Consider the following 23232-nt stretch of genomic DNA (forward strand, 5'->3'; position numbering starts at 1 on the left):
CCGTTCCGGCAACAGATAAAAACTATACAGGGGTTGACGGGACCTTGCAAATCGAGGGAGCGCGTTCTAGGTCACATTCATATCGGTGTTCTAGTCTGGGCCTATGAGCGACCTGCAGAGACTCCTTGGATACCGTGAACCAATTTTCAATGCATCAATGGCAGGAGCTGCGGGTGGTGCGCTGGCTGCAGCTGTCAGCCAGGCAGGCGGCGTCGGAATGATCGGTGTTCCCGCTACCCCTACAGAAGACTGGATCCACGCTCAGGCTCGCTATGTTGCGAACCTAGATACTCCATGGGGCGTCGGATTCATGGGCTGGGCGTTGGAAGAGAACCTTGAACCACTTGAGGCCTTCCTTGAATACGACCCGTCATTAGTTGCCATCAGCTTTGGCGACGTGACCCGTGCGGCCGCGCTGGCTCATGAAGCCGGGGTGTTGACCGCCATGCAGATTGGCAACGCAGCCGACCTCGATCGCGCCATGGCAGATGACATCGACATCATCATCGCGCGCGGCGGGGAAGGCGGCGGACATGGCCGCAATGAAGTGGCCACCCTCCCACTCCTTCAGCTCGCCTGCGCGCAGCACCACAAGCCTGTCATTGCCGCTGGAGGCATCGGCACTGCCCATGGCATCGCCGCAGTGCTTGCCGGAGGAGCCGATGCGGCGTGGGTCGGAACCAGATTCCTGGCGGCCAGCGAAGCAACTGGCCACGCGAATCTCAAGGCGGCGGTGCTTGCCTCCGGGATCGACGACACCGTATACACCCGGGCCTTCGACATCGCCCAACAGCTGCCGTGGGAACCGCAGTACGGCGGCCGCGCACTGTCGAATGACTTCAGCGACCGCTACGCCGCAGATCTTGAATCGCTTTTGGCCACCGATGCACTGCGTGAACAGATGAAGCAAGCGCGCAGCGAGGCTGATGTTTCACTGGCTCCGGTCTACGCGGGTCAGGCAGTTGAATTTGTCAACGAAGAACAAAGCGCCGCCGCGGTGATTGAGGAGCTGCGGGGCTTCCGCCAGATACTAGCGCAGACCGCGCGGCGCTTCGAATGATCAGATCGGCTGGTTGTCGATCAGCCGTACTGGGCCGACCTTGGCGGCGACAAGGATTAGACCCTCGCCGGTAAACGGGGTGTCCTGGCAGTTGAACGCAAGTTCCTGCAGGGTATCGGGGTTGACGACCACGAAGTAATCGAGCTCGACCAATGGTTCCATCTGGAACAAGCCGTAGGCGTCATCCAGGTTCAACGGTTCGTTGCGGGCCGCCCGGCCGGCGATCAGGCTGATGGCACGGTGCAGCACCAGCGCTGCCTCCAGCTCTGCCTCATTGAGCAGCGAGTTGCGGCTCGACAGGGCAAGGCCCCGCTCGCTGCGGACAATCGGCACCGCCCGCAGCTGCACCGGGTAGTCGAGATCTTCGACCATGCGTCGGATCAGCATCAGCTGCTGGGCATCCTTCTGACCAAAGTAGGCGCGGTAAACACCTCGGCGTGGATCGGCCAGATGCAGCAGCTTGGCCACCACCGCCAGCATCCCGTCGAAGTGACCCGGACGCGAGGCTCCCTCGTACAGTTCGCCGAGCACCCCGGAGTTCAGCCGGACCAGCGGCAGTCCCGCGTGGTAGATCTCTTCGGCGGCCGGGGCGAACACAATGTCCACCCCCGCGGCGGCGGCAATCTGCACGTCGGCGTCGAGGGTCCTCGGGTAGTTCGCGTAGTCGACGGCGTCGTTGAACTGCAGTTCGTTGACGAATACCGAGATGACTACCAGCTCGTTTTCTTCGCGCGCCAGCTTGAACAGGGAGGCGTGCCCGTGGTGCAGCGCTCCCATGGTGGGGACGAAGCCGAGGGAGCTTGGCCTGGCCTGGGCGATGGCCTCTTTGAGTTCTGCGCGGGTGGTGACGATCTTGGGTGTTTTCACGCTTCTTATTCTAGAACTTGCAGCAGTTCGGTCAGCGTGGACTGCGAAATGAGCCCGCGGGCGGCTGCGCGGAGGGCTGTGGCCCGGGACAGGCTGCGATAGCTGTCGTTGGTTTCCTCGGGGTCTGCCCGCAGCGCGCCTAGGTGTGCACGAACGGTTCCCACGTCCCCGCGGGCCACCGGCCCGGTCAGCGCCCCGGCCCCGGAGCGCAGCGCGTTGTCCAGGCTCGCGCTCATCAGCGCGCGCAGGGTATTTGCAGGTTCTTGCACCCCGATGCGGCGCAGCATATCCGCCGACTGCGCGGTGATGGTGTTCAGGTGGTTGGCGGCATGGGCCAGGGCCGCGTGGTAGCTGACCCGGTCCTGCTCCGCAATGACCACCGGCTCCCCGCGCATCTCCACTACCAGCGCCTGGGCCACCGGTAGCATGACCTCGTCGGCGGTGACCGCAAATACGCAGTCGGTCAGCCGCTGCAAATCAAGGCTCAGGCCGGTGAACGTCATGGCGGGGTGGATGGCCAGGGGGAAGACGCCGACGTCGACCGCGGGCTGCAGGATCCCGGTGCCATAGCGCCCGGCGGTGTGGGCCACCAGCTGGCCCGGAACAAAATGCCCGCCGGCGGCCAATCCCGCCACGAGTTCGCCCAGCACGTCGTCGGGCACGGCGAAGAGCACCAGTTCGCTGCGGCGCAGAATTTCGGCCGGATCCAGAATCTCAACCCCGGGGAGCAGGGCATCTGCGCGGTCCCTGGAATCCTGGGATACCGCGTGGATGCCGGTGATGCGGTGGCCGCTGGCCGCAAGTGCCGCACCGAGCACGGTGCCCACCTTGCCGGCCGAAATGATCCCGATTCCCAATCGTGGTGCGTCCACTCTTACCTTTCAACTAGGCGCTTGGCCTGCGCCTGCATAAACTCTTTGGCAGTATCCTGATCGATCTGATGCAGGTAGCCCATGATATTGCCTCCGGCGCAGTACAGCCGAACTCCCGCCAGCCTGCGGCGGCGTTCCCACGGCCCCTGCTGCCATCCCATGCCCTGCACCCGGTGGTGCGGCACGAAACTTGCCTGACGGGTCAGCCAGCCGTAGCGGGAGATCACCGTGGTGCCGGTGGCAAGGAACCCCTGGTGTTTCCATGCCCCGGGGCTCAGCGGCTTGGCCCGAGAAGGGGAGCCGATAAAGCCGTGCGCGGTTCCGCTGCTCACCGCGGTGCGCAGCACCTCGCGCTGGTTCTCGACGCCGAGCTCCGGCAGCAGGATGCCCATCAGCCGGGCGACCTCTTCAAAGTCGCCGACCGGCAGCACCTGCAGGTTGTCGTCCTGCTCGGATTTGGTGCCCAGCACATTCACTTCCACCCGGTACCAGCCGAGCATCCTCCAGAACAGCGGTGCGGTGATCATGATCGCCTGCACCCTGCCGGCGGGCACCGAATGCTGGCGGGTGTCGGCTAGGCCGTAGCTGATCCGCACCCCGGCGTCCTGGGCCGCTGCGGTGAAATTCCAGCCCTGGTTGATCTCCTTGTAGATCCAGCCTCCGAGGCCAAGCGCCATGGGAATCAGCGCCGCCAGCACGCCGTCCGCGCCGAGCAGCCAAGAAACCGTCAGCGAAATGACCAGCAGCAGGCCCACGAGGATCGGCAGTTGCAGGATCAGTGAGGCCAGTAGCCGCGGCAGTGGAACCCGTGCCATCAGGGGCTGTTCTTCGATGACCGGTACCGGTTCTTCGGGGCGGGACGGCTCCAGGCCGAGGATCCGGGCGCGCAGCTGATGGGCTTGAGCCTTGCGCAGGAAGGCCAGCCGCAGCACCGATTCGGAGCCGTCGGCCACGTCGAAGCGCAGTTCCGCCAGCCCGAGGATGCGGGCGCCCAGCGGCTGGGCGATGTCGATGGCCTGCACCTTGTCCAGCCGCGCCTGCTTTTGGCTGCGGAACACCACCCCGGAATTCACGTACACATGTGTGTCGGTCAGCCGGTAGCGGGTGAAGTACCAGGAGAAGAAGTAGACGATGAGGATGACGATCAGCGCCGCGCCGGCGCCGAGCACCGTCCAGAAGAGCCTCGGGCCGCTCACGCGCTCGGCCCAGGTCCACTCCTCGGTGTTGCGCCAGTAGATGAACAGCAGACCGACGATGGCCAGCCAGCCGCGCACAAACGGGCTGGCCGGATGCACCCGTTGCCAGTTCTCGTTCACTGCATCTGCTCCTCGCCGGCCGCGACCAGCCGTTCGCGCAGTTCCTCGCCCTGCACCTGAGGCAGGCCGTAGACGTGGGCGGTGGCCGTGGATCCGGCGGTGTTCAGGGTCAGCTGGCACAGCCCATAGCGGCGTTCCAGCGGGCCCGAGCTGACCTCGACGTACTGCATGCGTCCGTAGGGAATGACCAGCTGCTTGCGCCACATCACCCCGGACTTCACGACGAGGTCCGCCTCGCGTTCAAGGTAGCCCAGCGCCTTGACCTGGCGGCGCAGGATGCGCAGCAGCCACAGGGCGATCACGATGACCAGCAACGGCACAAGCACCGCCAGCCATGCCGGCAGTGCCACGCCGAGTCCCAACAGCACCGCCGGAAGCAGCGCGATCAGCAGGAAGACCGCCGAGGTGATGGACCAGCGGATCATCCGCACCCTCAGGTACGCAGGATCTGCGCCGGTGAAGTTACTCGGTGACCACGGAGTTGGTGCTGTCATCGGTGTCCTCTGGGGGTAGTTTGCACAGATGCTGAACAATATACCCGATAGCCACCATGGCAAGCCCTGCCCCGAACAGCACCAGCGCACGGGTCACCGTGGGCGAAAATCCGGTGGCGGTCCACAGGATCAGCAGCGGAGCCAGATGCCAGCCGGCGATCGCCGCCCCCGCATAGGCCGCCGCCTGGGCCAGCACCAGGGTGCGGGCCGCGGCGATGGGTTCAAAGTGGCCCTTGCCCAGGGTGGAGAGTTTGACCCGGATCCCCAGGAAGAGCACCACGGCGCACACAGCACCCAGTGAATACAGTGCGGTGTAGTCGAGCACCGGGGACAGCCTGCCGGTGGATTCGAAGAGGCGCAGCAGCAGCCAGCTGGCGGCCGATCCCGCCAGGAGGCACCACAGCAGCGAGGTGGCCTTGAGCTTGCTCATAGCCGGATGATGTCTGCGGTGTCTGCGGCGTCGGCGGCGAGGCGGGAGACCAGTTGCCCGTTCAGCACGGCATCCGGGTCCATCCAGCTCCACGGGGCCAGCACGAATCCTCGAATCGCTGCGCGCGGATGCGGCAGCGTCAGGCGTTCATCCTCGAGAACCAGGTGGTCGTAGGTGATCAGGTCGAGATCGAGGGTGCGCGCTTCCCAGCGCACCTCGCGGGTGCGGTGGTGGGCCGCCTCGATCTTCTGGCAGAGGTCGAGCAGCTGGTGCGGGCCCAGTGCGGTGCGCACCTCAACCACCTGGTTGGTGTAGTCGGGCTGGTCCGGCGGGCCGCCCACCGGCTTGGTAATGGCCAGCGGGGAGACCTTGAGGACTTGAACCTCGCGGCCCAGCTCAGCCACGGCGGCGGCAAGGGTTGCCTGCGGGTTGCCCAGGTTGGCTCCCAGCGCGATCACCGCGGTGTGCTGCTTTTGATGCCGGGTCAAGGAGATGGTGACGTCGGTGAATGGCACCGGGATCGGCGCCTGCGGCTTGTGCACCACCACGTCCACGGTGGCCACCGACGGGTAGCCGGCCAAGATGGCCTCGGCGATCTCGCTGCCGAGCTTCTCGATCAAATCCCAGGGGCCCGCGGTGATCTGCTCGACGACCAGCTCGCTGACCTCGCCGTAGTGCACGGTGTCCAGCACGTTGTCGCTGGCCGCCGCGCGGGAGATGTCCACATGCAGCACCACGTCGATGATGAAGGTTTGGCCGTCGCGCTTTTCATGCTCGAAGACCCCGTGGTAGCCGGTGGCTGAAATCCCGTAGATGCTAATGCGATCCATAGGCCCTCACAACTTCCAGTGCGTCGCGCGACCCCTGCACGTCGTGCACGCGCACGGCCCAGGCCTGCTCCCGTGCTGCCAGCACGGTGGTGGCGGCGGTGGCCACGTCGCGGCCCAGCGGTTCGCGCGGCTTGCCCGCCTCGGCGAGCAGCTCTCCCAAGAAGCGCTTGCGGCTGGTGCCCACCAGCACCTTGTGGCCCAGGGCTTCGAACTTCTCCAGGTGCGCCAGCAGCGCCCAGTTGTGCTCGGCGTCCTTGGCGAAGCCGAGTCCCGGGTCCAAGATGATCTGCTCCGGGGCCACACCCGCCGCCACGAACTTGTCGCGCAGTTCGCGCAGTTCGGCCACCACCTCGGCGACGACGTCGTCGTATTTGGCCTCGGTGACCATGGTGGAGGCGGTGCCGCGGCGGTGCATCAGCACATAGGGCACGCCGGTGTGCGCGATCAGCTCGGGCATGCCCTCCTCATGGGTCAGCCCGGAGACGTCGTTGATGATGTGCGCCCCGGCGGCGATGGCGGCGCGCGCGGTGTCCACGTGCATCGTGTCCACGGAGATCACCGCGCCGGCCTTCACCAGCGATTCAATGACGGGGATGATGCGCGCCTGTTCGATCTTGGGGTCGATGTCCGCGGCTCCCGGGCGGGTGGATTCTCCGCCCACATCGATGATGTCCGCTCCGGCATACAGCAGCTTCAGGCCCTGCTCGATGGCGGCGCCCGAGTCGAGGAACTTGCCGCCGTCGGAGAACGAATCCTCGGTGACGTTCAAGATGCCCATGACAAGGGTGCGGTCCGCGGGCAGGTCCGCGAAGGTCTTCGGCTTGATCTTGCGGATCACGCTCAGCGGGCTGGTGGCCGGGCCGGTGCCCGGGATGGCTCCAAGGGACATAATTACCTTCCGAGGATCAGGCTCATTGCTTCGGCACGGGTGGCGGTCTCGCGCAGCTGGCCGCGCACGGCGCTGGTCACGGTCTTCGCGCCGGGCTTGCGCACGCCGCGCATCGACATGCACATGTGCTCGCATTCGATGACGACGATCGCGCCGGAGGGGTTCAGGTGCTCCACCAGTGCGTCGACGATCTGCGTGGTCAGGCGTTCCTGGACCTGCGGGCGGCGGGCGAAGACCTCCACCAGGCGCGCCAGCTTCGACAGGCCGGTGACCTTGCCGCCCTTGCCCGGAATGTAGCCGATGTGGGCGGTTCCGTAGAAGGGCACCAGGTGGTGCTCGCAGGTCGAATAGAACGGGATGTCTTTGACCAGCACCATTTCGTCATGCTCGATGTCGAAGGTGGTGGACAGGTGCTCCTCCGCGTCCTGGTGCAGGCCGCCGAAGAACTCCGCATAGGCCTTGGCTACCCGTTTAGGGGTGTCCAAGAGCCCATCGCGGTCTGGGTCTTCGCCGATGGCCAACAGGATTTCGCGCACGGCCGCCGCAATGCGCGGCTGGTCGATCTGATTTTCTTCACTCACGCATTCGATCCTAGTCGGTCGACTGCGCCGCGCGCTCCTTCGGGCTTAACACCGGGCCTTGCTCGTGCACCGGACGCTGGTTGTTGGACAGCCAGACCTCGCGCTTGTCGATCTTCACCAGGTCGGTGAAGATCTCCGCGATCTCCTTCTGGTTCAGCGTCTCGCGCTCCAGCAGGGCCAGGGCCAAACGGTCCAGCACGTGGCGGTTGGTGGTCAGCGCCCAGTAGGCGTCGTTGTGGGCGCCCTCGATCAGCTGGCGCACCTCTTCGTCGACCAGGTGTGCCATCTCATCCGAGTACTCGCGGGAGGCACCGCCCATCTGCTGTTCCGCGGCGGAGCCGGCCAGGCGCACGGCGCCGACCTTTTCGCTCATGCCGTATTCGGTGACCATCTTGCGGGCCGTGGCGGTGGCCTTCTCGATGTCGTTGCTGGCGCCGGTGGACGGGTCGTGGAAGACGATCTCCTCCGCGACGCGCCCGCCCATGGCGTAGGCCATCTGGTCAAGCAGCTCGTTGCGGGTCACCGAGTACTTGTCGGACTCCGGCACCACCATGGTGTAGCCCAGGGCGCGGCCGCGCGGCAGGATCGTAATCTTGGTGACCGGCGCGGTCTGGTTCATGGCCGCGGCCACCAGGGCGTGGCCGCCCTCGTGGTAGGCGGTGACCTTGCGCTCGTGCTCGTCCATCAGGCGGGTGCGCTTCTGCGGGCCCGCCATCACGCGGTCGATGGCCTCGTCCAGGGCGCGGTCGTCGATCAGGTTGGCGTTCGAGCGCGCGGTCAGCAGGGCGGCCTCGTTCAGCACGTTGGCCAGGTCTGCACCGGTATAGCCCGGGGTCTTCTTGGCCACCGCGTGCAGGTCCACCGACTGGTCCATCGGCTTGCCCTTGACGTGCACCTTCAGGATGTCCTCGCGGCCCTTCAGGTCGGGGGCCTCCACAGGAATCTGCCGGTCAAAGCGGCCAGGACGCAGCAGCGCCGGATCCAGCACGTCCGGACGGTTGGTCGCGGCGATCAGGATGACGTTGGTGGTGGCGTCAAAGCCGTCCATCTCCACCAGCAGCTGGTTCAGGGTCTGCTCGCGCTCGTCATTGCCGCCGCCGATGCCCGCGCCGCGATGGCGGCCCACGGCGTCGATTTCGTCGACGAAGATGATGGCAGGGGAGTTGTTCTTTGCCTGCTCGAACAGGTCGCGAACGCGCGAGGCGCCCACACCGACGAACATTTCAACGAAGTCGGAACCCGAAATCGAGTAGAACGGCACCTGCGCCTCGCCGGCCACGGCCTTGGCGAGCAGGGTCTTGCCGGTGCCCGGAGGGCCGTAGAGCAGCACACCCTTGGGGATCTTTGCGCCCAGGGCCTGGAACTTTGCAGGCTCCTGCAGGAATTCCTTGATTTCGTGCAGTTCTTCCACTGCCTCGTCGGCGCCCGCCACGTCGGCGAAGGTCACCTGCGGCATGTCCTTGGTGATCAGCTTCGCCTTGGACTTGCCAAACTGCATGACCTTGGAGCCGCCGCCCTGGGATCGGGCGAGGATGAACCAGAAGATGCCTGCAATCAGCAGGAAGGGAAGGATCAGTCCGAGCATCGACAGCAGCCAGTTGCTCTGCACCGGCTGGTCGGTGAACTTCTCCACCTTGGCGTCGTTGATCGCGTCGACTACCTGCACGGCACGAGCCGAGGAGTAGTAGAAGCTGACGTTGGTGCCCTTATCGGCGCCGTCGACCTTCAGTGCTTTGCGCAGCGTCAGATCGACGCGCTGATCCTTGTCGTAGATCTTCGCCTGGGTCACGTTGCCGTTGGATAGCTGCTCCAGGCCGGTGGACGTGTCGACCCGCGAGGAGCTGTTGCCCATTGCCATCGGCAGGAAAATGGCAACAGCGAGCACGCCGACCATTACCCAGATGATCCAGCTGTTAAAAAGCTTCTTTGTTTTCATTGATCCGCTAGGTCCCGCACCCTACGCATCTCCCTCACCCGCTGTCATGGCGTCCGGGGCACGCCACCTTCGATTCTTCTCAACGCCTATGAGGCGCAAAAAGTTCCCTACTGGTAGATATGTGGAGCCAGGGTGCCCACGCAGTCGAGATTGCGGTACTTCTCCGCAAAGTCAAGACCATAGCCGACGACGAACTCGTTGGGGATGTCCATTCCGATGTACTTGACATCGATCTCAACCTTGGAGGCCTCCGGCTTGCGCAGCAGCGCACAGATTTCAACGCTGGCCGGTCCACGCGACTCAAGGTTCGACTTCAACCACGACAGGGTCAGGCCGGAGTCGATGATGTCTTCCACGATCAAAACGTGCTTGCCCATCAGGTCCGAATCAAGGTCCTTGAGGATGCGTACCACGCCGGAAGACTGGGTTCCCGAGCCGTAGGAAGACACTGCCATCCAGTCCATGGTGACGTGCGAGTTCAGGGCACGCACCAGGTCGGCCATGATCATCACTGCGCCCTTGAGTACACCGACGACGAGGATGTCGCGACCCTCGTAATCCTTGTCGATCTGCGCCGCAAGGTCCTCCACGCGCGCCTGGATTTCTTCCTTGGTGTACAGAACGTGTGCCAGATCGGCCTTGACGGCATTGGAATCCACGAGGGTTCTCCTGATTCTAGAGGTGTGGTACTTACCTAGAGTGCCACATTTAATCGGTGCGCGTTATCCCGGTTGTGGTGAAAACTATCACCGGAGCGGCGCGGTAGGCGCTGATTTTCCCGTCCAACTGCACAGGACCGGCAGATTTGGACGGGGGTGCGCCGATTCCCGCAAGCCGGCACAGCGCCGCTGTTCGCTCAAGGCCCACATTTTTTGCGCCAGCGTTAACCGCCGCCAGGCGCAGCACCCGGGAAGCGACGGCACCCGGCAGCCGGCGCAGCGCCTTGATATTGGTGCCGTGTTCCTGCCATTCGCGCTGCGCCCACCCATCCAGCGCATCGGCATCCGCGGCCGCGAGGCCTGCGGTGCGTGCCAGCGCCTGCGGCAGGTGTTCACCCAGTTCTTCGCGTAGGAAGGGCAGCACCCGATGCCGGATGAGGTTGCGGCGGTAGCCGGTGTCCAGATTGCTGGGATCCTCCCAGTACTCAACCCCTGCCCTGCGGCAGATCTCCTCCGTGTCCTGCCGCGTCAGCTCCAGCAGCGGGCGCTGGTACATCCCGCGCACCTTCGGCATGCCCGCCAAGGATCTGGTCCCCGAACCGCGCAGCAGCCCGAGCAGCACCTGTTCCGCCTGATCGTCGCGCGTGTGGGCCAGCAGGATCCGCACCGCGCCGGTTTCTGCGGCCGCCTGCTCGAATGCGCCATAGCGGGCGGCACGCGCCGAGGCCTCGTCGGCGCCGGTTTCTACGCTCAGCACCAGCACCGGATCGAGCCCCAGCGCCCGACACTGCCCCGCCGCCGCTTCCGCCGCCTGGGCGCTGCCCTCCTGCAGCTGATGGTCGACGATCACCGCGCCGAATTCTCCGGGCAGCGTGCCGGCGGCGATGGCCAACGCCAATGAATCGGCTCCGCCGGAGACCGCCACGAGGCTCAGCCCCGCACTGCGGCCGATGCCCGCGCGGGCCCGGTGCAGTGCCTGGCTCATCGGGTGCGCGCCAGCCAACGCTCCGGATGGTCCAGCTCTTCTGAACTGGGGAACAGCTCGCGCGCGGTGAAGATTTCGTTGAATCCCTCGTAGCCGATCTCGTCGACCACATGCCGCACGAACTTGGCTCCGCGCTTGTACTGCAGCGCCTTGGCTTCCATGCCCAGCAGCTTGCCCAGCAGCGTTGCGAGCAGCGATCGATTTTCCCCGCGGGCCTCGAAACGGCGGCGGATGGTCTTGATGCTGCCGATCGACCTCACGTCGTTCATCACCACCATGGCATGCCCCTCAAGCACCGACATGATGCTTGTCAGCTCGCTGACCTCCGACTTCATCGCCTTCAGGCGTGTGCCGAGTTCAAGCTTCGAGTTCTTCGAATCGGCCAGCGGCTCGAAGAGCGTTCCGAGGATCTGCTGCATAACCCCGGGGATCCAGGCAGCATGCTCGAACTGCAGGCGGTGGGTCTGCTCATGGGTGGCGATCCACAGGTAGAAATCGCGGGCGTTCAGGTTCAGTTCATTGCGGATCTGCGTGATGGTCGGAGCGTTCAGCAGCAGCCGCGGGCCGACGAACGGGTCGAACTGGCCCAGCACCCGGGTGCCGAGCACCGCAAGCACCGCGCCGAGCTCCGCCCCGGCGATCACCGGGACCGCCCCGGGGACCTCGATGCCCGTGGGCAGCATCGCCTGGAAGTTCTGGCTGACCGCCTTGGCCCAGCCGCCGCGGTCGACCACCAGCGTGGTGGAAGGCGCCGTGGATGTCAGCTTCGAGACCTTCTCCGCTTCCACCAGGCCTTGCCCGCCGGCGATGCGCAGCTCTTCAACGATCCGCGCCGCCTTGTCGCCCGAGATCGCCGGGCCGGCAGGGGTCAGGGTTTTGGCGGTGCTCAGTGCAATGTCCCAGTCGACGAACTGCTTCATAGGTGCTCCTGGTTATCCCCGGCAGCCGCAGCCGCGGATCGCGGTGACTGCCTGGTCAATGGTGGGTTTATGCGGTGCGAGGCTGCCGTTGGGCTGATTGGCGAAAATGGAGAACGCCAGCAGGCGCCCGTCCTGGGTCATCGTCATGCCCGTCAGGGTGGCCACCCCGGACAGCGATCCGGTTTTGGCGCGGACCATGCCAAGGGTCTGATCTCCGCCCAGGCGCTGCATGAGGGTGCCGTTGTAGCCGGCTACCGGCAGCGAGTAGACCAGTTCACGCAGGCCTGCCTTGTCGCTGGTGGCCGCCGAGCGCAGGATGGAGGTCAGCGCGGCGGGGGAAATCTTGTTCACCGCGGCCAACCCGCTGGTGTCGGACAGCGCGACGCCCTGGGCACCGTGTTCCGCCGCAACCGACGCCACGGCGGCCCCCGCCTGCGCCGGATCCATGCCCTTGGCCACCGCCACGTGCCGGCCCATGGTTTCTGCAAGGTAGTTATCCGATACCAGCAGCATGTACTTGATGACTTCGCGCAGCGGTGCCGAGTTGACCTGGGCTACCTGTTCGCCGCCCTCGTAGGCGCCGCGCCCGCCCTCGCTGACTTGGATCTCTTGGCCCAGGGCCGCCGCAAAGGCCTGGCGTGCGCTCTGGGCGGCATCAGATTGGTAGCCTGCCTTTGGATTTTCCGAGGAGCGGCCCGCATAGCGGGCGATCGGATACACCGGGGCGATGTTGTTCGTGGTGTACAGCGACTTGTCCCAGTCGGGGTTGTTCTGCGCCTGGCCGAACAGCGAGTCATCCAGCCACAGCTTGACCGAGGTGACGCCGCGCTTCTTCAACTCCTTGGCGGTCTGCTGGGCGAGCGTTTCGATGCCGGCGTAGCCCTTGGGGTGCCCCGGATCCGACTCGCCGTCGCCCAGCAGCACATCTCCGCCGCCGCGCAGGACCAAGGTGTCGCCGTCAAGCAGCACGGTGGTCGGCAGCTGGGTATCGGCGCCGAGCGTATCCAACGCAGCGAATGCGGTGGCAAGCTTCAGGCTGGAAGCAGGGGTGCCGTTGGCGGTGGAGTTTCGGTCGTAGAGCACCTGTCCGGTTTCCACGTCCACCACCTGGGCGTTGAACTTCGTGCCATCCGGCTTGTCCGCGAGGATTGCGTCGAGCTGAGTCGCGAAGATTGCAGGGTCCGGCATGGGAGCATCGGGGTTCAGATCGTTGACGCTCGGCTGCACATCGGCGGCCAGCTGAGCGCTGGCAGGCGTGTAGGAGGCCTCGGGTTCTCCGGTGAAGAAGCGCGGGGCAAAAACCATTGCCAGCACCATGCCCACCACGCAGAGAACGGCCGCCAGAATCGTGACGGTTCGTCTGGTGGCAATGTTCATATGTAGCTGGTCCTCTCGCAGATGCTCTTCGGCGGCGCCTTTGGCGTTATACCCTTAATACCGGATATCCCTAAGACTAGTTTAGGAGTGTGCTTTTCATGAGCCACGACGTGACCATCGAGATCCCTACCGGATCCCGCGTCAAGTACGAGATCGACCACGAGACCCACCGCCTGCGCCTGGACCGTGTGCTGTTCACCTCGATGCAGTACCCGACCCACTACGGCTACTTCGACGACACCCTGGGCGAGGACGGCGATCCGCTGGACGCCATGGTGTACATCCCAGGCGTCGACCTGATCCCAGGCGTTGTGGTTGAGGCCCGCCCCATCGGCGTGTTCAACATGACCGACGACGGCGGTGGAGATGCCAAGCTGCTGTGCGTCCCTGCCGACAAGCGCTTTGACCACATCAAGGAGCTCGAGGACATCGACGAGTGGCTGATCAAGGAGATCGAGCACTTCTTCACCCGCTACAAGGACCTGGAGCCCGGCAAGTGGGTCAAGGCCGAGGGCTGGGAAGGCCGCGAGGCTGCAGAAGCCGAGCTGGCTCGCTCCATCGAGCGCTTCAAGGCCTAAATACTTTTGATGGCGGCAACCGCACGGTTGCCGCCATCGGTTTTTAAACCCTAGATTTCAGGCAGGATTTCCGGCAGCACCGTTTCAACATTCAGCGACTGCACATCGCGCAGGGTACGCTCCACGGCGCGGGTGCGGGTTCCCGCCGCCTGCACCGTGTTCTGCGCGGCGGACAGCTGTTTGCCCAGCTTGTCCCACACATCCCCGTACTTCCTGAACTCCGCCTTCGCCGCCGCCAGCACCTGCCACACCTCGCTGCTGCGCTTTTCAATGGCCAGCGTCCTGAATCCCATCTGCAGCGAGTTGAGCAGGCTCATCAAGGTGGTTGGCCCGGTGACCAACACCCGGTGTTCGCTCTGCAGCCTGCTGGTAAGTCCGGGCCGGCGGACCACCTCGGCGAACAGCCCCTCAGTAGGCAGGTACATGATGGCGAAGTCGGTGCTGTGCGGCGGGGCGATGTATTTGGTGGAGATTAGCTTGGCCTGTTCGATAATCGCCCGATCCAGCGCCCTGTTCGCCTGTTCCAGCGCCGCAGTGTCACCTGATTCCTGCGCATCGAGCAGGCGTTCGTAGTCTTCCTGCGGAAGCTTAGAGTCGATCGGCAGGTAGACGGTGCCTTCCTCGCGCCCCGGCAGGATCACAGCGAATTCAACCAGTTCTCTGCTGCCCGGAACAATGCTGACATTCTGCGCGTATTGCTCCTTGGTGAGGATGTCTTCGAGCTGGCGTTCAAGCTGAACTTCGCCCCAGGTGCCGCGGCTCTTCACATTGGTCAGCACCCGTTTAAGTCCTCCGACATCCTGGGCCAGCGACTGCATTTCGCCCAGCCCCTGCTGCACCATTTCAAGCCTCTTGCTCACCAGTTCGAAGCTTTCACCCAAACGCTTTTCCAGCGTCCCCTGCAGCTTCTCATCCACGGTTTCACGCATTTGATCCAGCTTGGCTTCGTTGCCGGCACGCAGCTTGTCCATCTGTTCCTGCATCAAGGTCTGCAATTGCAGATGGCGTCGGGCGTTCGCTTCCGCCATTGATCCAAGTTTGGCATCAAGCTCGGCACGGACCTCGGCAAGAGTTTGGCGCAGTTCCACGCGCTGCGCCCCGAGATCCTGGCGCAACTCCGAGTGGGTCGCCCGCACCGCTTCCTTGATCACCGTGTCATCAACGGCTCCGGTGCGCTTAACCAGCAGCAGCGCAATACATACCGTTGCGAGAATATTAAGGATCACCAGTACAAACACTGCGATTATCATGGCCTCAACGTACGGGTGGCAACCGACAATTGGGCATAATGGGCACATGCATATTCTGGTGACCGGCTTCGAGCCCTTCGGCAGCGACACGATCAATGCCAGCGGCGAAATGGTCCACCGGCTGCCCGCTTCCATCGGCCCACACCGGATCAGCACCGCCATCCTGCCGGTCGCCTTCACCACCTCCGGTCCTGCGCTTGAACAGCTGGTGGCCGCACACCAGCCCGATGCCCTGATCTGTCTGGGCGAGGCCGGCGGCCGCGATGCCATCACCCCGGAAGTTCGGGGTGTGAACATCGACGACGCCCGCATCCCGGACAACGAGGGCGCCCAGCCCCGCAACACGCCCATCGACCCCTCCGCCCCCGAGGCACGGCCTGCCACTATCGATCCAGCCAGCGTGGTCCAGAGCTTGATCCGCGAAGGTTTCAACGCCCGGCTCTCACAGGACGCGGGAAAGTTCGTCTGCAACGATGTGGCATTCATCGCCTACGGCGGCAGCGTCCCGGCGCTGTTCATCCATGTCCCGGCGGTGCGGCCCGAAGGACAACGAGCCCTCGTCGGCGCCGAAACCGACGGTTCAACCACGGCGAGCACCTGGACATTCGAACGTCTCGCCGAGGCCCTCCAGCTGGTCTTGGCAGGCTTCTAGGCCACCTGCTTCCAGGCCTGGATGATCGCGGGCATGGCCTTTTCCAGCTCTGCCCGGTCCTGCGCATAGGGAAGGCGCACATAGTGCTCCAGCCCGTGCCCGTCCACGGCGAAGGTGGAGCCCGGGGCCAGGAGGACAGACTTCAGCCTGGCCGCCAACGCGGTAGAGCGCGGCGCCGGCAGATGGCACCACAGGCTCAGCCCGCCGGCAGGTCTGTTCGGCGCCCAGTCAGGCAGGTATTCGGCCAGCTGCCCGAGCATCCAGTCGCGGTTGCCGCGCAGCTGAGCGCGAGTTTCATCGCTCAGTGCAGCACCTGAGTTCAACAGGTTTTTCAGCACCAGCTGCTCCAGCACCGGCACCCCCAGGTCCATGCTCATCCGCGCCCTAGCCATGGCGCCGGCAAGGTGGCGCGGTGTGCGGATCCAGCCCAAACGCAGCCCGCCCCAGTGGGATTTGCTGGCGCTGCCCACGGTGATCAGGTTCTTCGAATACGCCGCCATCGGCAGCACCTGCGGACGCGCATCGAGCCAGAGGTCCACGCAGGTTTCATCGACGATTCCCACGGCGCCTGCCTTGTCCAGCTCCTGCGCCCACGCCTTGCGTCCGGCGTCGTCCAAGAGCGTACCCACCGGGTTGTGAAAATCGGGCAGGCAGAGCATTGCCTTGGCCCCGGTGGAATGCAGCATCTGCGCCATCTGGGAAATGTTCGACCCCCGGGAGTCGATGGGCACGCCCACCGCCCTGGCCCCGTGCGCCTTGAGCGCCAGCAGCGAGTTCGGGTAGGTGGGAGTTTCCGCCAGCACCACCTGGCCGCGGCCCAGCACCGCGCGCCCCGCGGCGGCCACGCCCGGCAGCGCTCCGGTGGTGACGATGATCTGGTCCGCCCCGGTGGGCAGGCCGCGCTGGGTGTAGTAGTCGGCGAGCGCCTGGCGCAGCGCTTCGATGCCCAGCGGGTAGTAGCCCATGGTTCCGGCATAGGCGGGAAGTTCTGCCACCGCCTGGGCGTACTGGTCCATCATTCCCGCCGGGGCATTGGGCGCGGCACAGGTCAGATCGATAACCGTGCTGCCGCGCACCGGGCCGAAGCCACCCAGCGGCAGCGGTTCGGCCCCGCCGGTCATCGGCCCACCCGGAATCTGTGCGATGGTCCCCGAGCCCTGCCGGGAGACGGCATAGCCGGCCTCGCGCAGCTGGGTGTAGGCGCGGGAGATCGTGGTGCGGCTCAGGTTCAGTGCGGCGACGGCGTCGCGTTCGCTGGGCAGTGCGGTCCCGTGCAGGATGCGCCCATTGGCGATCAGCGAGCGCAGGGTCGTGAACAGCCAGCGGTAGGCGGGCTGCCGGGGGTCGACCTCGCCGAGCATTGCCGCCAGCGCGGAGGCAGTGATGCGTCCCATAGGGCCACTCCATCAAAATTGGCTATTTTTTTCAAGACCAATCTACCCGAGGATCTTAATCATGACGATCACGAACCTCACCCCGCGCCAGCAGCTGAGCTCCGGACGCGTGCCGCTGCGCCTGCTGAACCTGTTCATCGGCCTCACCCTCTATGCCCTGGCCATGGCGCTGATCATCCGCGCTCAGCTCGGCGTGGACCCATGGGACGTCTTCCATCTGGGCCTGGCCAACTACCTGCCGTTCTCGCTGGGCGTCATCGTGATTCTCACCGCGGCACTGGTTCTGCTGGCATGGATCCCGCTCAAGCAGTGGCCAGGACTCGGGACCATCGCCAACGCGCTGTATCTGGGCATGGCGCTGGACTTCTTCCTCTGGGTGCTCCCCGAGGTCCAGGGCCTCAGCTGGCAGATCCTCGTGTTCGCGGTCGCGATCATGATCAACGGCCTGGGCGGGGCCATGTACATCGGCAGCCACTTCGGCGCAGGTCCGCGCGACGGGCTGATGACCGGCCTACACCTGCGCACCGGGGCATCGATCCGCCTGGTGCGCACCCTGCTGGAGCTTTCGGTACTCGGCATCGGCTGGCTTATGGGCGGTCCGGTGGGGGTGGGCACCGTGGCCTACGCGCTGCTGATCGGACCTGCCACCCAGCTGTTCTTCCGCTGGAGCATTATCAAGCTTCCGGCGTCATAAAATGCACCCCGCCGGCTGATCCAGCATGATCGTAGTTATGCTCCTGCCCAACCTGACGCCGCGCGAACAGCTTACCGCCGGGCGCCTTCCGCTGCGCCCGGTGAACCTGATGATCGGGTTGACACTGTTCTCTCTGGGCATGGCGCTGCTGATCCGGGCAGGACTGGGGGTGGGGCCGTGGGACGTCCTGCACCTCGGGCTCTCGCGCTACCTGCCGCTGTCCATCGGCACCATCGCCTCAATCCTGGGCCTGCTGGTGCTGCTGGCGTGGATCCCGCTGAAGCAGTGGCCCGGATTGGGCACCATCAGCAATGCAATCTACACCGGGGCGACCCTTGATTTCTTCCTCTGGGCGCTGCCCGAAATCCACCACCTAGGGTGGCAGCTGTTCCTGATGCTGGCAGCCATTACGATCAACGCCCTAGGCGGTGCGATGTACATCGGCACACACCTGGGGGCGGGCCCGCGCGACGGGTTGATGACCGGCCTGCACCTGCGCACCGGGGCGTCGCTGCGCCTGGTGCGCACCGGCATCGAGGTGGTGGTGCTGGGGGTCGGCTGGCTGCTGGGCGGCCCGGTGGGTCTCGGAACTGTGGCTTTTGCGCTGCTGGTCGGCCCGGCGACCCAGCTGTTCTTCCGCTACACGGTCGTTAGGCTGCCCTAGTCTCCCGCCGCCTCGAAGAATAACGCAGCAATGGCAGGGGCAGTTTCACCTGCTTGCAATCCCAGGGCCCGCAGCTGCCGCGCATCTGCCAGCTGCCTGAGGTAATCGACGGCCGCCGCACGGGAATCGGACACCGAGTGCGTTGCCGTGGCGGGGTCCGCGTCGCCGACCTGCTGCAGCACCAGCTGGATGTCGTTCTCATGCACCCTGCCCTCGAGCATGAGCAGCCGCCCGTACACCGCCGGGTTGCCGATCTTGATGCGCCGCCCGCTGATGAGCTGGGAAAGCATGGGCGCACTGAGCCCCAGCACGGTTGCAAGTGAGCGCTGCGACAGGCCGTAGTGGTCCATCATCGCACCAAAGCGTTCGGCCAGGGTAGAGCCATACATGGCGCGCTGCTGCGCAAGGATGTCGTCCATAGAAATATTTTTGCACGACTGTTTGCAATTGCAAATCCATCGACTATATTTGCTATTGCAAACACTCGCGATGGAAGGAACGACCCGTGCGCCGCCTATCCAAACTCATTGCAGCGCTGTCCGTCGGCCTGCTGCTTATTCCCGGAATCCCGGCAGCTGCCGATGAAACGCCAGCCGAACTTGAACCGGTCATGCTGGTCATGGACTACTCCAGCTCCATGCTTGAAACCGACGCGGATGCCGAGGGCACCAGCCGCATCGACGCCGCCAAGAAGGCAACCAAACACCTGATCAACAACGCCCCGGACGATGCGACCATGGGCCTGGTGGTCTATGGCTCCAAGACGCCGAAACAGTGTGACGACATCACCACCGTGCAGAAGCCCGGGCCCGTGCACAAGCAGGAGCTGGGCTCCAAGATCGACGAGCTGAAGGCGGTGGGGGAAACTCCGATCGGCGCCTCGCTGCTGCACGCGGCCAAGGACATGGACGACGTCGACGGCGCCAAGTCGATCATCCTGGTCTCCGACGGCGAGGAGAACTGCTCCCAGCCGCCGGCCTGCGAGGCGGCAAAGGACCTGGCCGCACAGGGCGTGGACCTGACGGTGCACACCATTGGTTTCAAGGTGAACAAGAAGGCCAAGGGCGAGCTTGAATGCATCGCCAAGGCCACCGGCGGCAGCTATGTCACCGCCGATGACGCGGACGCGCTGACCGAAGAACTCACCGTCCGCACCCTGCGCGCCTTTGCCGGCTATCAAGCCTCCGGCACCCCGATTTCAGGCGCCGATCAGATGCACCGCGCACCCGCCATGGCCCCCGGACAGTACCTCGACACCCTGGAAAAGGGTGAATCCGAGGCCTTCACCTCCGAGGACGGCACCACCAAGTACTACAAGGTCGGCCCCATCAAACCCGGCGAGCGCGCGCACTTCTCCGCCACCATCATTCCGGACCAATCAGATCACTCCGAGGTCCAGATCCAGGAAGTCGTCCAGAGCCGCGTCGAACTGGTCAATGGCCAGGGCCGCGAATGCTCCTCCGGCAACAGCGATACCGGCGACGAGGCGAGCCTGGGACACCCGCTCAGTGCCTACGCGCTAAGCCCGGACTACCGCGAGGACACCACCACCGGCTGCTTTGCCGACGGCACCGGGGAGCTCTACGCCAAGGTCAGCCGCAGCGGCGAACTGCAGAAGGACCAGCCGATGGATGTGGAGCTGCTCTACGTCCTAGAGCCTGCCATCGACGCCACCCTGCTCGGCGCGCAGGCCACCAAGGAGGATGCGCCGCAGTCGGTCAAGGTCACCGCCGACCCGCAGCCGGTGCTCGGCGGCTCCAGCTTCAACGACGCCCTGGAAGTTCAATCGCAGAAGAGCTACGAAGACTCGGTGATGTCCAACGAGGCCCGCTACTACAAGATCCACGTCGGCAATGGGCAGAAGCTCAATGTGCGCATCACCGGAAAAGCCAGCGAAGACTCCGCCGTCGCCGGCGTGAGAACGCGCGTCTACTCCGCGGTGCGCAACGACGTATCAATGATCGGCAGCAACTCGATCTCCAAGACGTCCAACGATCCCACCGCCACCCTGAACATGCGCACAGCTGTCAGCCAGTCCAACCGCGAGGGCGTCTACGGCAAGGACTCCTACATGGCCGGCGACTACTACGTCGTCGTCCACTCCCAGACCTTCTACAAGAACAACGGCGTACCATTCGACTACGAGCTGGCGTTCGATGTCAGCGGCACGGAGCAGCCATTTGCCGGCGAGGCCCCGATCTTCTCCGCCTCTCCGGCTGAATCGGCGGCAGCCAACGAATCGGCAGCTCCCACCGAGGCGGCCGCCAGCCCAGAACCTACAGCGACGCAACAGGCTGCGCCGGCTTCCTCCGACTCCGGTCCGCTGTGGCCGTGGTTCCTCGGCGGGCTGGTAGGCACCGTCCTGCTGCTGGGCATCGGCACCTTCCTCTACTCCCACCGCGCTACCTCTAGGAGCTAGGACCATGATCAAGACAGCCCTGACCCTCATGCTGGCCGCGGGCGCCGCGGTGCTTCCGGTGATCCAGCCGGTGGGCGACACCGCCGCCGGAGGCGCCGACATGGCTTCCGCCCCGCAGCTTCAGCCGGGCAGCTCGCAGGATTCGATGCCCGCCGAGTCCACCCGCTACTACAAGCTGCCAACCCCGGCCGAGGGCGAACGGCAGTCGGTCAGCGCCCAGCTGCTCATCGACCCGATGCTCGAGCCGACCAGCACCGACTACGTCAAGTTCGACGTGAACCTGGTGCAGGCCGATGGCGACAACTGCGACTTCGGGGGCTCCACCGCGACCGACCGTTCCGGAGTGGACCGACTGGCGCTGGCTAGCCTGGATACCGGAGTCTACGGTCCCAACCAGTTCACCGGCTGCTACAGCGGCGGCAATCAAGAGGTCTATCTCAAGGTCGTGCGCTCCGGTCAATGGCAGGCCGACAATGAGATCCCGCTGCAGCTGACGCTGGTGAACGAGCCGGCGGTGGATCCGACCACGCTGAGCGGGAACGCCCCCAGCGAGCTGCCCCCGGCAAATGTAGACCTTGACCAGCCCGCGGCCCCCGTCGCCGGAGGGTCGAGCTTCCTGTCCGCCGCAGAGCTTGGGGGAACGTCGGTCTCCAGCGACCAGCTGCTGCCGCTTGAGACCAAGTACTACAAGGTGCACCTGTCCGAGGGGCAGCGCCTGAACTACCGGGTGACCATGGGAGATTCGCGCGACGCCAGCGCCACAACGCTGGTCGCCCAGGAATTCAGCCCCACCCTTGCGTCGGGCATTTCAACGCAGTCGCGCAGCGAATTGGACCGTGATGACGTCGGCGCTTCGGTCACCCGCAGCACCAGCACCACCGTCTCCCGCGATTTATTCGACGCCTCTGGCTCCAGCGGCGAGCTGCGCAACCCCGGCTACTACTACATCGCCCTGACCGGCAGCGCCCGCGATCCACGCGGTCTGAACCCGATGAAGTACGAACTGGCGGTACAGGTCACCGGCGATCCCGCGGCAACCGCTGCCTGGGAACCACATCTGGCCTCCGAATCCGCCGCCAATACGAGCGGCGATTCATGGCTGCCGTCGACCGGCCAACTCGGTGCGCTGATCGGCGGTGTTGCGGTGGGGCTTGCCGGCTTTGCCGCGCTGTGGCTGCTGCGCCACAGGTCCTAGTGCGCCGGGCGCCATTGGTACCCGGCGCCCTCGCGCTCGCACAATAGCTTGGCGCCGTTCTCGCCGGTGACTAGCAGCCCCTCCTCAAGCTTTTTGCACTCCTGCCCGGATTCGACATTCGATGTGATGCCTACGTCCAAAGAGCTTGGCGAGGGGCTCGTCGATGCACCGGCCGTCGGGCTCGACGATTCACTGGCTGTGACACTGGCCGTGGGGCTCGGGCTCGGAGCCGTATCCTCGGGCTGTCCACCGAAGACCAGCCACAGCGCCAGCACGCCGAGCAGCACCGCGATTCCCGCCAGGATCCACGGCAGGCTTCGAGTTGATTTCGGCGCGGGTTCTGCCGGCCGCTTGCGGGTGGGCTCTGCCGCTTCCTGCTCGAAGTGGTCGAAGACCTCAAAATCATCCCCGCTGGCGACCTGATAACCGGTGGAGTTGCGCAAAGATTGCAACATCTGCGGCGCCGAGGATGCCGTGCGGACGCGAACCTGCGGGTCGTCGTCCAAAAGGCCTGAAATCACCGACTGCAGTGCTCCTTCGGCCTTCCGTCCCATCAGTTTCGTGCCCAAAACCCCCAACGCATAGAGGTCTCCGGCGGGATGCGGGTCAGCCCCGAGCAACAACTCGGGCGCCAGATACCCCTCGGTGCCGACGGTCATGCCCAATTCGGTCAATCGCGGGGCATCGCGATGCGCGGCAATGCCGAAGTCGGCCAGCCGCACCTGAGGTACTCCGACCCCGGTCATTTCAAGCAGCACATTCGCCGCCTTCACATCCCGGTGCACCCACCCCGATTCATGCACGTGCGCCAAACCGTCGAGCAGCTGCACCAAAATCTCCGCGGTCAGCTCCTGAGAAAACGCGCCGTAGTCGGCCAGCGCGGTATGCAGGTTCCCACCGCGCATCAGCCTGCTGGCGATGACCACCTGATCATCCACCGCCGCCCAGCCATAGGGAGTCAGCAGGTGTTCGTGGTCGAATTTCACGCCCTGCTCACGCACAAAACGCAGCAGCTCCCCGGAGTAGCTCTGGCGCATCACCTTCGCTGCACAGAGCTGATCCACCTGCAGATCGCGCGCCAGCCACACCGATCCAGAACCGCCCTGAGCGATGTGCTCGATCAGTTCAAACCTGCCGGCAACGACCTCTGGCATGTGAACTCCTTTTAGT

24 protein-coding genes are annotated in these 23232 nt (G+C 64.9%); 7 read left to right on the forward strand and 17 right to left on the reverse strand.

What is annotated here, in order from left to right:
* Window positions 1–103 precede the first annotated feature (103 nt).
* Window positions 104–1060 carry a nitronate monooxygenase gene (locus tag RUH64_RS15995; RefSeq protein ID WP_313814728.1) on the forward strand — a complete coding sequence of 319 codons (957 nt, stop codon included), beginning with the start codon at window positions 104–106 and terminating at the stop codon, window positions 1058–1060.
* Here the strand turns inward: RUH64_RS15995 and panC are convergent, their stop codons facing one another.
* From panC to dacB, 13 genes are all read right to left on the reverse strand, one after another.
* Window positions 1061–1927, reverse strand: coding sequence for a pantoate--beta-alanine ligase (gene panC / locus RUH64_RS16000; protein ID WP_313814730.1), 867 nt, complete (start codon window positions 1925–1927; stop codon window positions 1061–1063).
* 5 nt (window positions 1928–1932) lie between these two features.
* On the reverse strand, window positions 1933–2799 hold the full coding sequence (locus RUH64_RS16005; protein ID WP_313814731.1) for a DUF2520 domain-containing protein: 867 nt from the start codon (window positions 2797–2799) through the stop codon (window positions 1933–1935).
* 2 nt (window positions 2800–2801) lie between these two features.
* Window positions 2802–4115, reverse strand: a complete 1314-nt coding sequence (locus RUH64_RS16010) for a PH domain-containing protein (RefSeq protein ID WP_313814733.1) — start codon at window positions 4113–4115, stop codon at window positions 2802–2804.
* Window positions 4112–4609, reverse strand: a complete 498-nt coding sequence (locus RUH64_RS16015; RefSeq protein WP_313814735.1) for a PH domain-containing protein — start codon at window positions 4607–4609, stop codon at window positions 4112–4114. The genes RUH64_RS16010 and RUH64_RS16015 overlap by 4 nt, the downstream gene beginning before the upstream one ends.
* Window positions 4578–5039, reverse strand: a complete 462-nt coding sequence (locus RUH64_RS16020) for a DUF3180 domain-containing protein (RefSeq protein ID WP_313814738.1) — start codon at window positions 5037–5039, stop codon at window positions 4578–4580. Before RUH64_RS16020 ends, RUH64_RS16015 begins: the two co-directional genes overlap by 32 nt.
* Window positions 5036–5869 carry a 2-amino-4-hydroxy-6-hydroxymethyldihydropteridine diphosphokinase gene (gene folK / locus RUH64_RS16025; RefSeq protein ID WP_313814739.1) on the reverse strand — a complete coding sequence of 278 codons (834 nt, stop codon included), beginning with the start codon at window positions 5867–5869 and terminating at the stop codon, window positions 5036–5038. Before folK ends, RUH64_RS16020 begins: the two co-directional genes overlap by 4 nt.
* Complete coding sequence (gene folP / locus RUH64_RS16030; RefSeq protein ID WP_396276074.1) at window positions 5856–6758, reverse strand: dihydropteroate synthase; 903 nt, start codon at window positions 6756–6758, stop codon at window positions 5856–5858. The genes folK and folP overlap by 14 nt, the downstream gene beginning before the upstream one ends.
* A 2-nt stretch (window positions 6759–6760) precedes the next feature.
* Entirely contained in the window at window positions 6761–7339 is a 579-nt protein-coding gene (gene folE / locus RUH64_RS16035; protein ID WP_313814740.1) for a GTP cyclohydrolase I FolE, read from the reverse strand.
* A 10-nt stretch (window positions 7340–7349) separates the two neighbouring features.
* Entirely contained in the window at window positions 7350–9275 is a 1926-nt protein-coding gene (gene ftsH / locus RUH64_RS16040; protein ID WP_313814741.1) for an ATP-dependent zinc metalloprotease FtsH, read from the reverse strand.
* Window positions 9276–9382: 107 nt separating this feature from the next.
* Window positions 9383–9934 (reverse strand): hypoxanthine phosphoribosyltransferase, encoded by a 552-nt coding sequence (hpt, locus tag RUH64_RS16045; protein WP_313814742.1) that lies wholly within the window; start codon window positions 9932–9934, stop codon window positions 9383–9385.
* A 49-nt stretch (window positions 9935–9983) separates the two neighbouring features.
* Complete coding sequence (gene tilS / locus RUH64_RS16050; RefSeq protein ID WP_313814743.1) at window positions 9984–10919, reverse strand: tRNA lysidine(34) synthetase TilS; 936 nt, start codon at window positions 10917–10919, stop codon at window positions 9984–9986.
* Window positions 10916–11839 carry a zinc-dependent metalloprotease gene (locus tag RUH64_RS16055; RefSeq protein ID WP_313814744.1) on the reverse strand — a complete coding sequence of 308 codons (924 nt, stop codon included), beginning with the start codon at window positions 11837–11839 and terminating at the stop codon, window positions 10916–10918. The genes tilS and RUH64_RS16055 overlap by 4 nt, the downstream gene beginning before the upstream one ends.
* Window positions 11840–11851: 12 nt before the next feature.
* Window positions 11852–13216: a D-alanyl-D-alanine carboxypeptidase/D-alanyl-D-alanine-endopeptidase gene (gene dacB / locus RUH64_RS16060; protein WP_313814746.1), complete on the reverse strand. Its 1365-nt coding sequence runs from the start codon at window positions 13214–13216 to the stop codon at window positions 11852–11854.
* A 98-nt stretch (window positions 13217–13314) separates the two neighbouring features.
* Between dacB and RUH64_RS16065 the strand changes: the two genes are divergently transcribed.
* The gene (locus RUH64_RS16065) at window positions 13315–13794 is read left to right on the forward strand and encodes an inorganic diphosphatase (protein WP_013347472.1); all 480 of its coding nucleotides are present in this window, start codon (window positions 13315–13317) and stop codon (window positions 13792–13794) included.
* 50 nt (window positions 13795–13844) lie between these two features.
* On the opposite strand, the gene RUH64_RS16070 is transcribed toward RUH64_RS16065, so the two are convergent.
* On the reverse strand, window positions 13845–15044 hold the full coding sequence (locus RUH64_RS16070; RefSeq protein WP_313814748.1) for a DNA recombination protein RmuC: 1200 nt from the start codon (window positions 15042–15044) through the stop codon (window positions 13845–13847).
* Between the two features lie 46 nt (window positions 15045–15090).
* On the opposite strand from RUH64_RS16070, the gene RUH64_RS16075 reads away from it, so the two are divergent.
* Window positions 15091–15696, forward strand: a complete 606-nt coding sequence (locus RUH64_RS16075; RefSeq protein WP_313814750.1) for a pyroglutamyl-peptidase I — start codon at window positions 15091–15093, stop codon at window positions 15694–15696.
* Here RUH64_RS16075 and RUH64_RS16080 read toward each other — a convergent pair.
* Window positions 15693–17090, reverse strand: coding sequence for a PLP-dependent aminotransferase family protein (locus RUH64_RS16080; RefSeq protein ID WP_313814751.1), 1398 nt, complete (start codon window positions 17088–17090; stop codon window positions 15693–15695). The two genes, RUH64_RS16075 and RUH64_RS16080, sit on opposite strands and share 4 nt — an antisense overlap.
* A 61-nt stretch (window positions 17091–17151) precedes the next feature.
* Here RUH64_RS16080 and RUH64_RS16085 point away from each other — a divergent pair, with 61 nt between their 5' ends.
* Both RUH64_RS16085 and RUH64_RS16090 read left to right on the forward strand, forming a co-directional pair.
* A complete protein-coding gene (locus RUH64_RS16085) occupies window positions 17152–17784 on the forward strand; it encodes a hypothetical protein (RefSeq protein WP_313814752.1) in 633 nt (210 codons plus the stop codon).
* A gap of 37 nt (window positions 17785–17821) precedes the next feature.
* Complete coding sequence (locus RUH64_RS16090; RefSeq protein ID WP_313814753.1) at window positions 17822–18448, forward strand: hypothetical protein; 627 nt, start codon at window positions 17822–17824, stop codon at window positions 18446–18448.
* Here the strand turns inward: RUH64_RS16090 and RUH64_RS16095 are convergent.
* On the reverse strand, window positions 18445–18867 hold the full coding sequence (locus RUH64_RS16095; RefSeq protein ID WP_396276075.1) for a DNA-binding protein: 423 nt from the start codon (window positions 18865–18867) through the stop codon (window positions 18445–18447). The genes RUH64_RS16090 and RUH64_RS16095 overlap by 4 nt on opposite strands.
* 86 nt (window positions 18868–18953) lie before the next feature.
* On the opposite strand from RUH64_RS16095, the gene RUH64_RS16100 reads away from it, so the two are divergent.
* Both RUH64_RS16100 and RUH64_RS16105 read left to right on the forward strand, forming a co-directional pair.
* Complete coding sequence (locus RUH64_RS16100; protein ID WP_313814754.1) at window positions 18954–20867, forward strand: VWA domain-containing protein; 1914 nt, start codon at window positions 18954–18956, stop codon at window positions 20865–20867.
* Window positions 20868–20871: 4 nt separating this feature from the next.
* Window positions 20872–22062 (forward strand): hypothetical protein, encoded by a 1191-nt coding sequence (locus tag RUH64_RS16105; RefSeq protein WP_313814755.1) that lies wholly within the window; start codon window positions 20872–20874, stop codon window positions 22060–22062.
* Here the strand turns inward: RUH64_RS16105 and RUH64_RS16110 are convergent.
* Window positions 22059–23216 (reverse strand): serine/threonine-protein kinase, encoded by a 1158-nt coding sequence (locus RUH64_RS16110; RefSeq protein ID WP_313814756.1) that lies wholly within the window; start codon window positions 23214–23216, stop codon window positions 22059–22061. The two genes, RUH64_RS16105 and RUH64_RS16110, sit on opposite strands and share 4 nt — an antisense overlap.
* Between the last annotated feature and the right edge of the window lie 16 nt (window positions 23217–23232).

Source organism: Glutamicibacter sp. (genome assembly GCF_032154645.1).
Classification (GTDB): domain Bacteria; phylum Actinomycetota; class Actinomycetes; order Actinomycetales; family Micrococcaceae; genus Glutamicibacter.

Excerpts from the sequence above, each read along its gene's own strand:
- RUH64_RS15995 (WP_313814728.1), top strand. The coding sequence starts at position 104 with ATGAGCGACCTGCAGAGACTCCTTGGATACCGTGAACCAATTTTCAAT.
- RUH64_RS16015 (WP_313814735.1), bottom strand. The coding sequence starts at position 4,609 with ATGACAGCACCAACTCCGTGGTCACCGAGTAACTTCACCGGCGCAGAT.
- RUH64_RS16020 (WP_313814738.1), bottom strand. The coding sequence starts at position 5,039 with ATGAGCAAGCTCAAGGCCACCTCGCTGCTGTGGTGCCTCCTGGCGGGA.
- folK (WP_313814739.1), bottom strand. The coding sequence starts at position 5,869 with ATGGATCGCATTAGCATCTACGGGATTTCAGCCACCGGCTACCACGGG.
- folP (WP_396276074.1), bottom strand. The coding sequence starts at position 6,758 with ATGTCCCTTGGAGCCATCCCGGGCACCGGCCCGGCCACCAGCCCGCTG.
- ftsH (WP_313814741.1), bottom strand. The coding sequence starts at position 9,275 with ATGAAAACAAAGAAGCTTTTTAACAGCTGGATCATCTGGGTAATGGTC.
- tilS (WP_313814743.1), bottom strand. The coding sequence starts at position 10,919 with ATGAGCCAGGCACTGCACCGGGCCCGCGCGGGCATCGGCCGCAGTGCG.
- RUH64_RS16055 (WP_313814744.1), bottom strand. The coding sequence starts at position 11,839 with ATGAAGCAGTTCGTCGACTGGGACATTGCACTGAGCACCGCCAAAACC.
- dacB (WP_313814746.1), bottom strand. The coding sequence starts at position 13,216 with ATGAACATTGCCACCAGACGAACCGTCACGATTCTGGCGGCCGTTCTC.
- RUH64_RS16065 (WP_013347472.1), top strand. The coding sequence starts at position 13,315 with ATGAGCCACGACGTGACCATCGAGATCCCTACCGGATCCCGCGTCAAG.
- RUH64_RS16070 (WP_313814748.1), bottom strand. The coding sequence starts at position 15,044 with ATGATAATCGCAGTGTTTGTACTGGTGATCCTTAATATTCTCGCAACG.
- RUH64_RS16075 (WP_313814750.1), top strand. The coding sequence starts at position 15,091 with ATGCATATTCTGGTGACCGGCTTCGAGCCCTTCGGCAGCGACACGATC.
- RUH64_RS16080 (WP_313814751.1), bottom strand. The coding sequence starts at position 17,090 with ATGGGACGCATCACTGCCTCCGCGCTGGCGGCAATGCTCGGCGAGGTC.
- RUH64_RS16085 (WP_313814752.1), top strand. The coding sequence starts at position 17,152 with ATGACGATCACGAACCTCACCCCGCGCCAGCAGCTGAGCTCCGGACGC.
- RUH64_RS16090 (WP_313814753.1), top strand. The coding sequence starts at position 17,822 with ATGCTCCTGCCCAACCTGACGCCGCGCGAACAGCTTACCGCCGGGCGC.
- RUH64_RS16095 (WP_396276075.1), bottom strand. The coding sequence starts at position 18,867 with ATGGACGACATCCTTGCGCAGCAGCGCGCCATGTATGGCTCTACCCTG.
- RUH64_RS16105 (WP_313814755.1), top strand. The coding sequence starts at position 20,872 with ATGATCAAGACAGCCCTGACCCTCATGCTGGCCGCGGGCGCCGCGGTG.
- RUH64_RS16110 (WP_313814756.1), bottom strand. The coding sequence starts at position 23,216 with ATGCCAGAGGTCGTTGCCGGCAGGTTTGAACTGATCGAGCACATCGCT.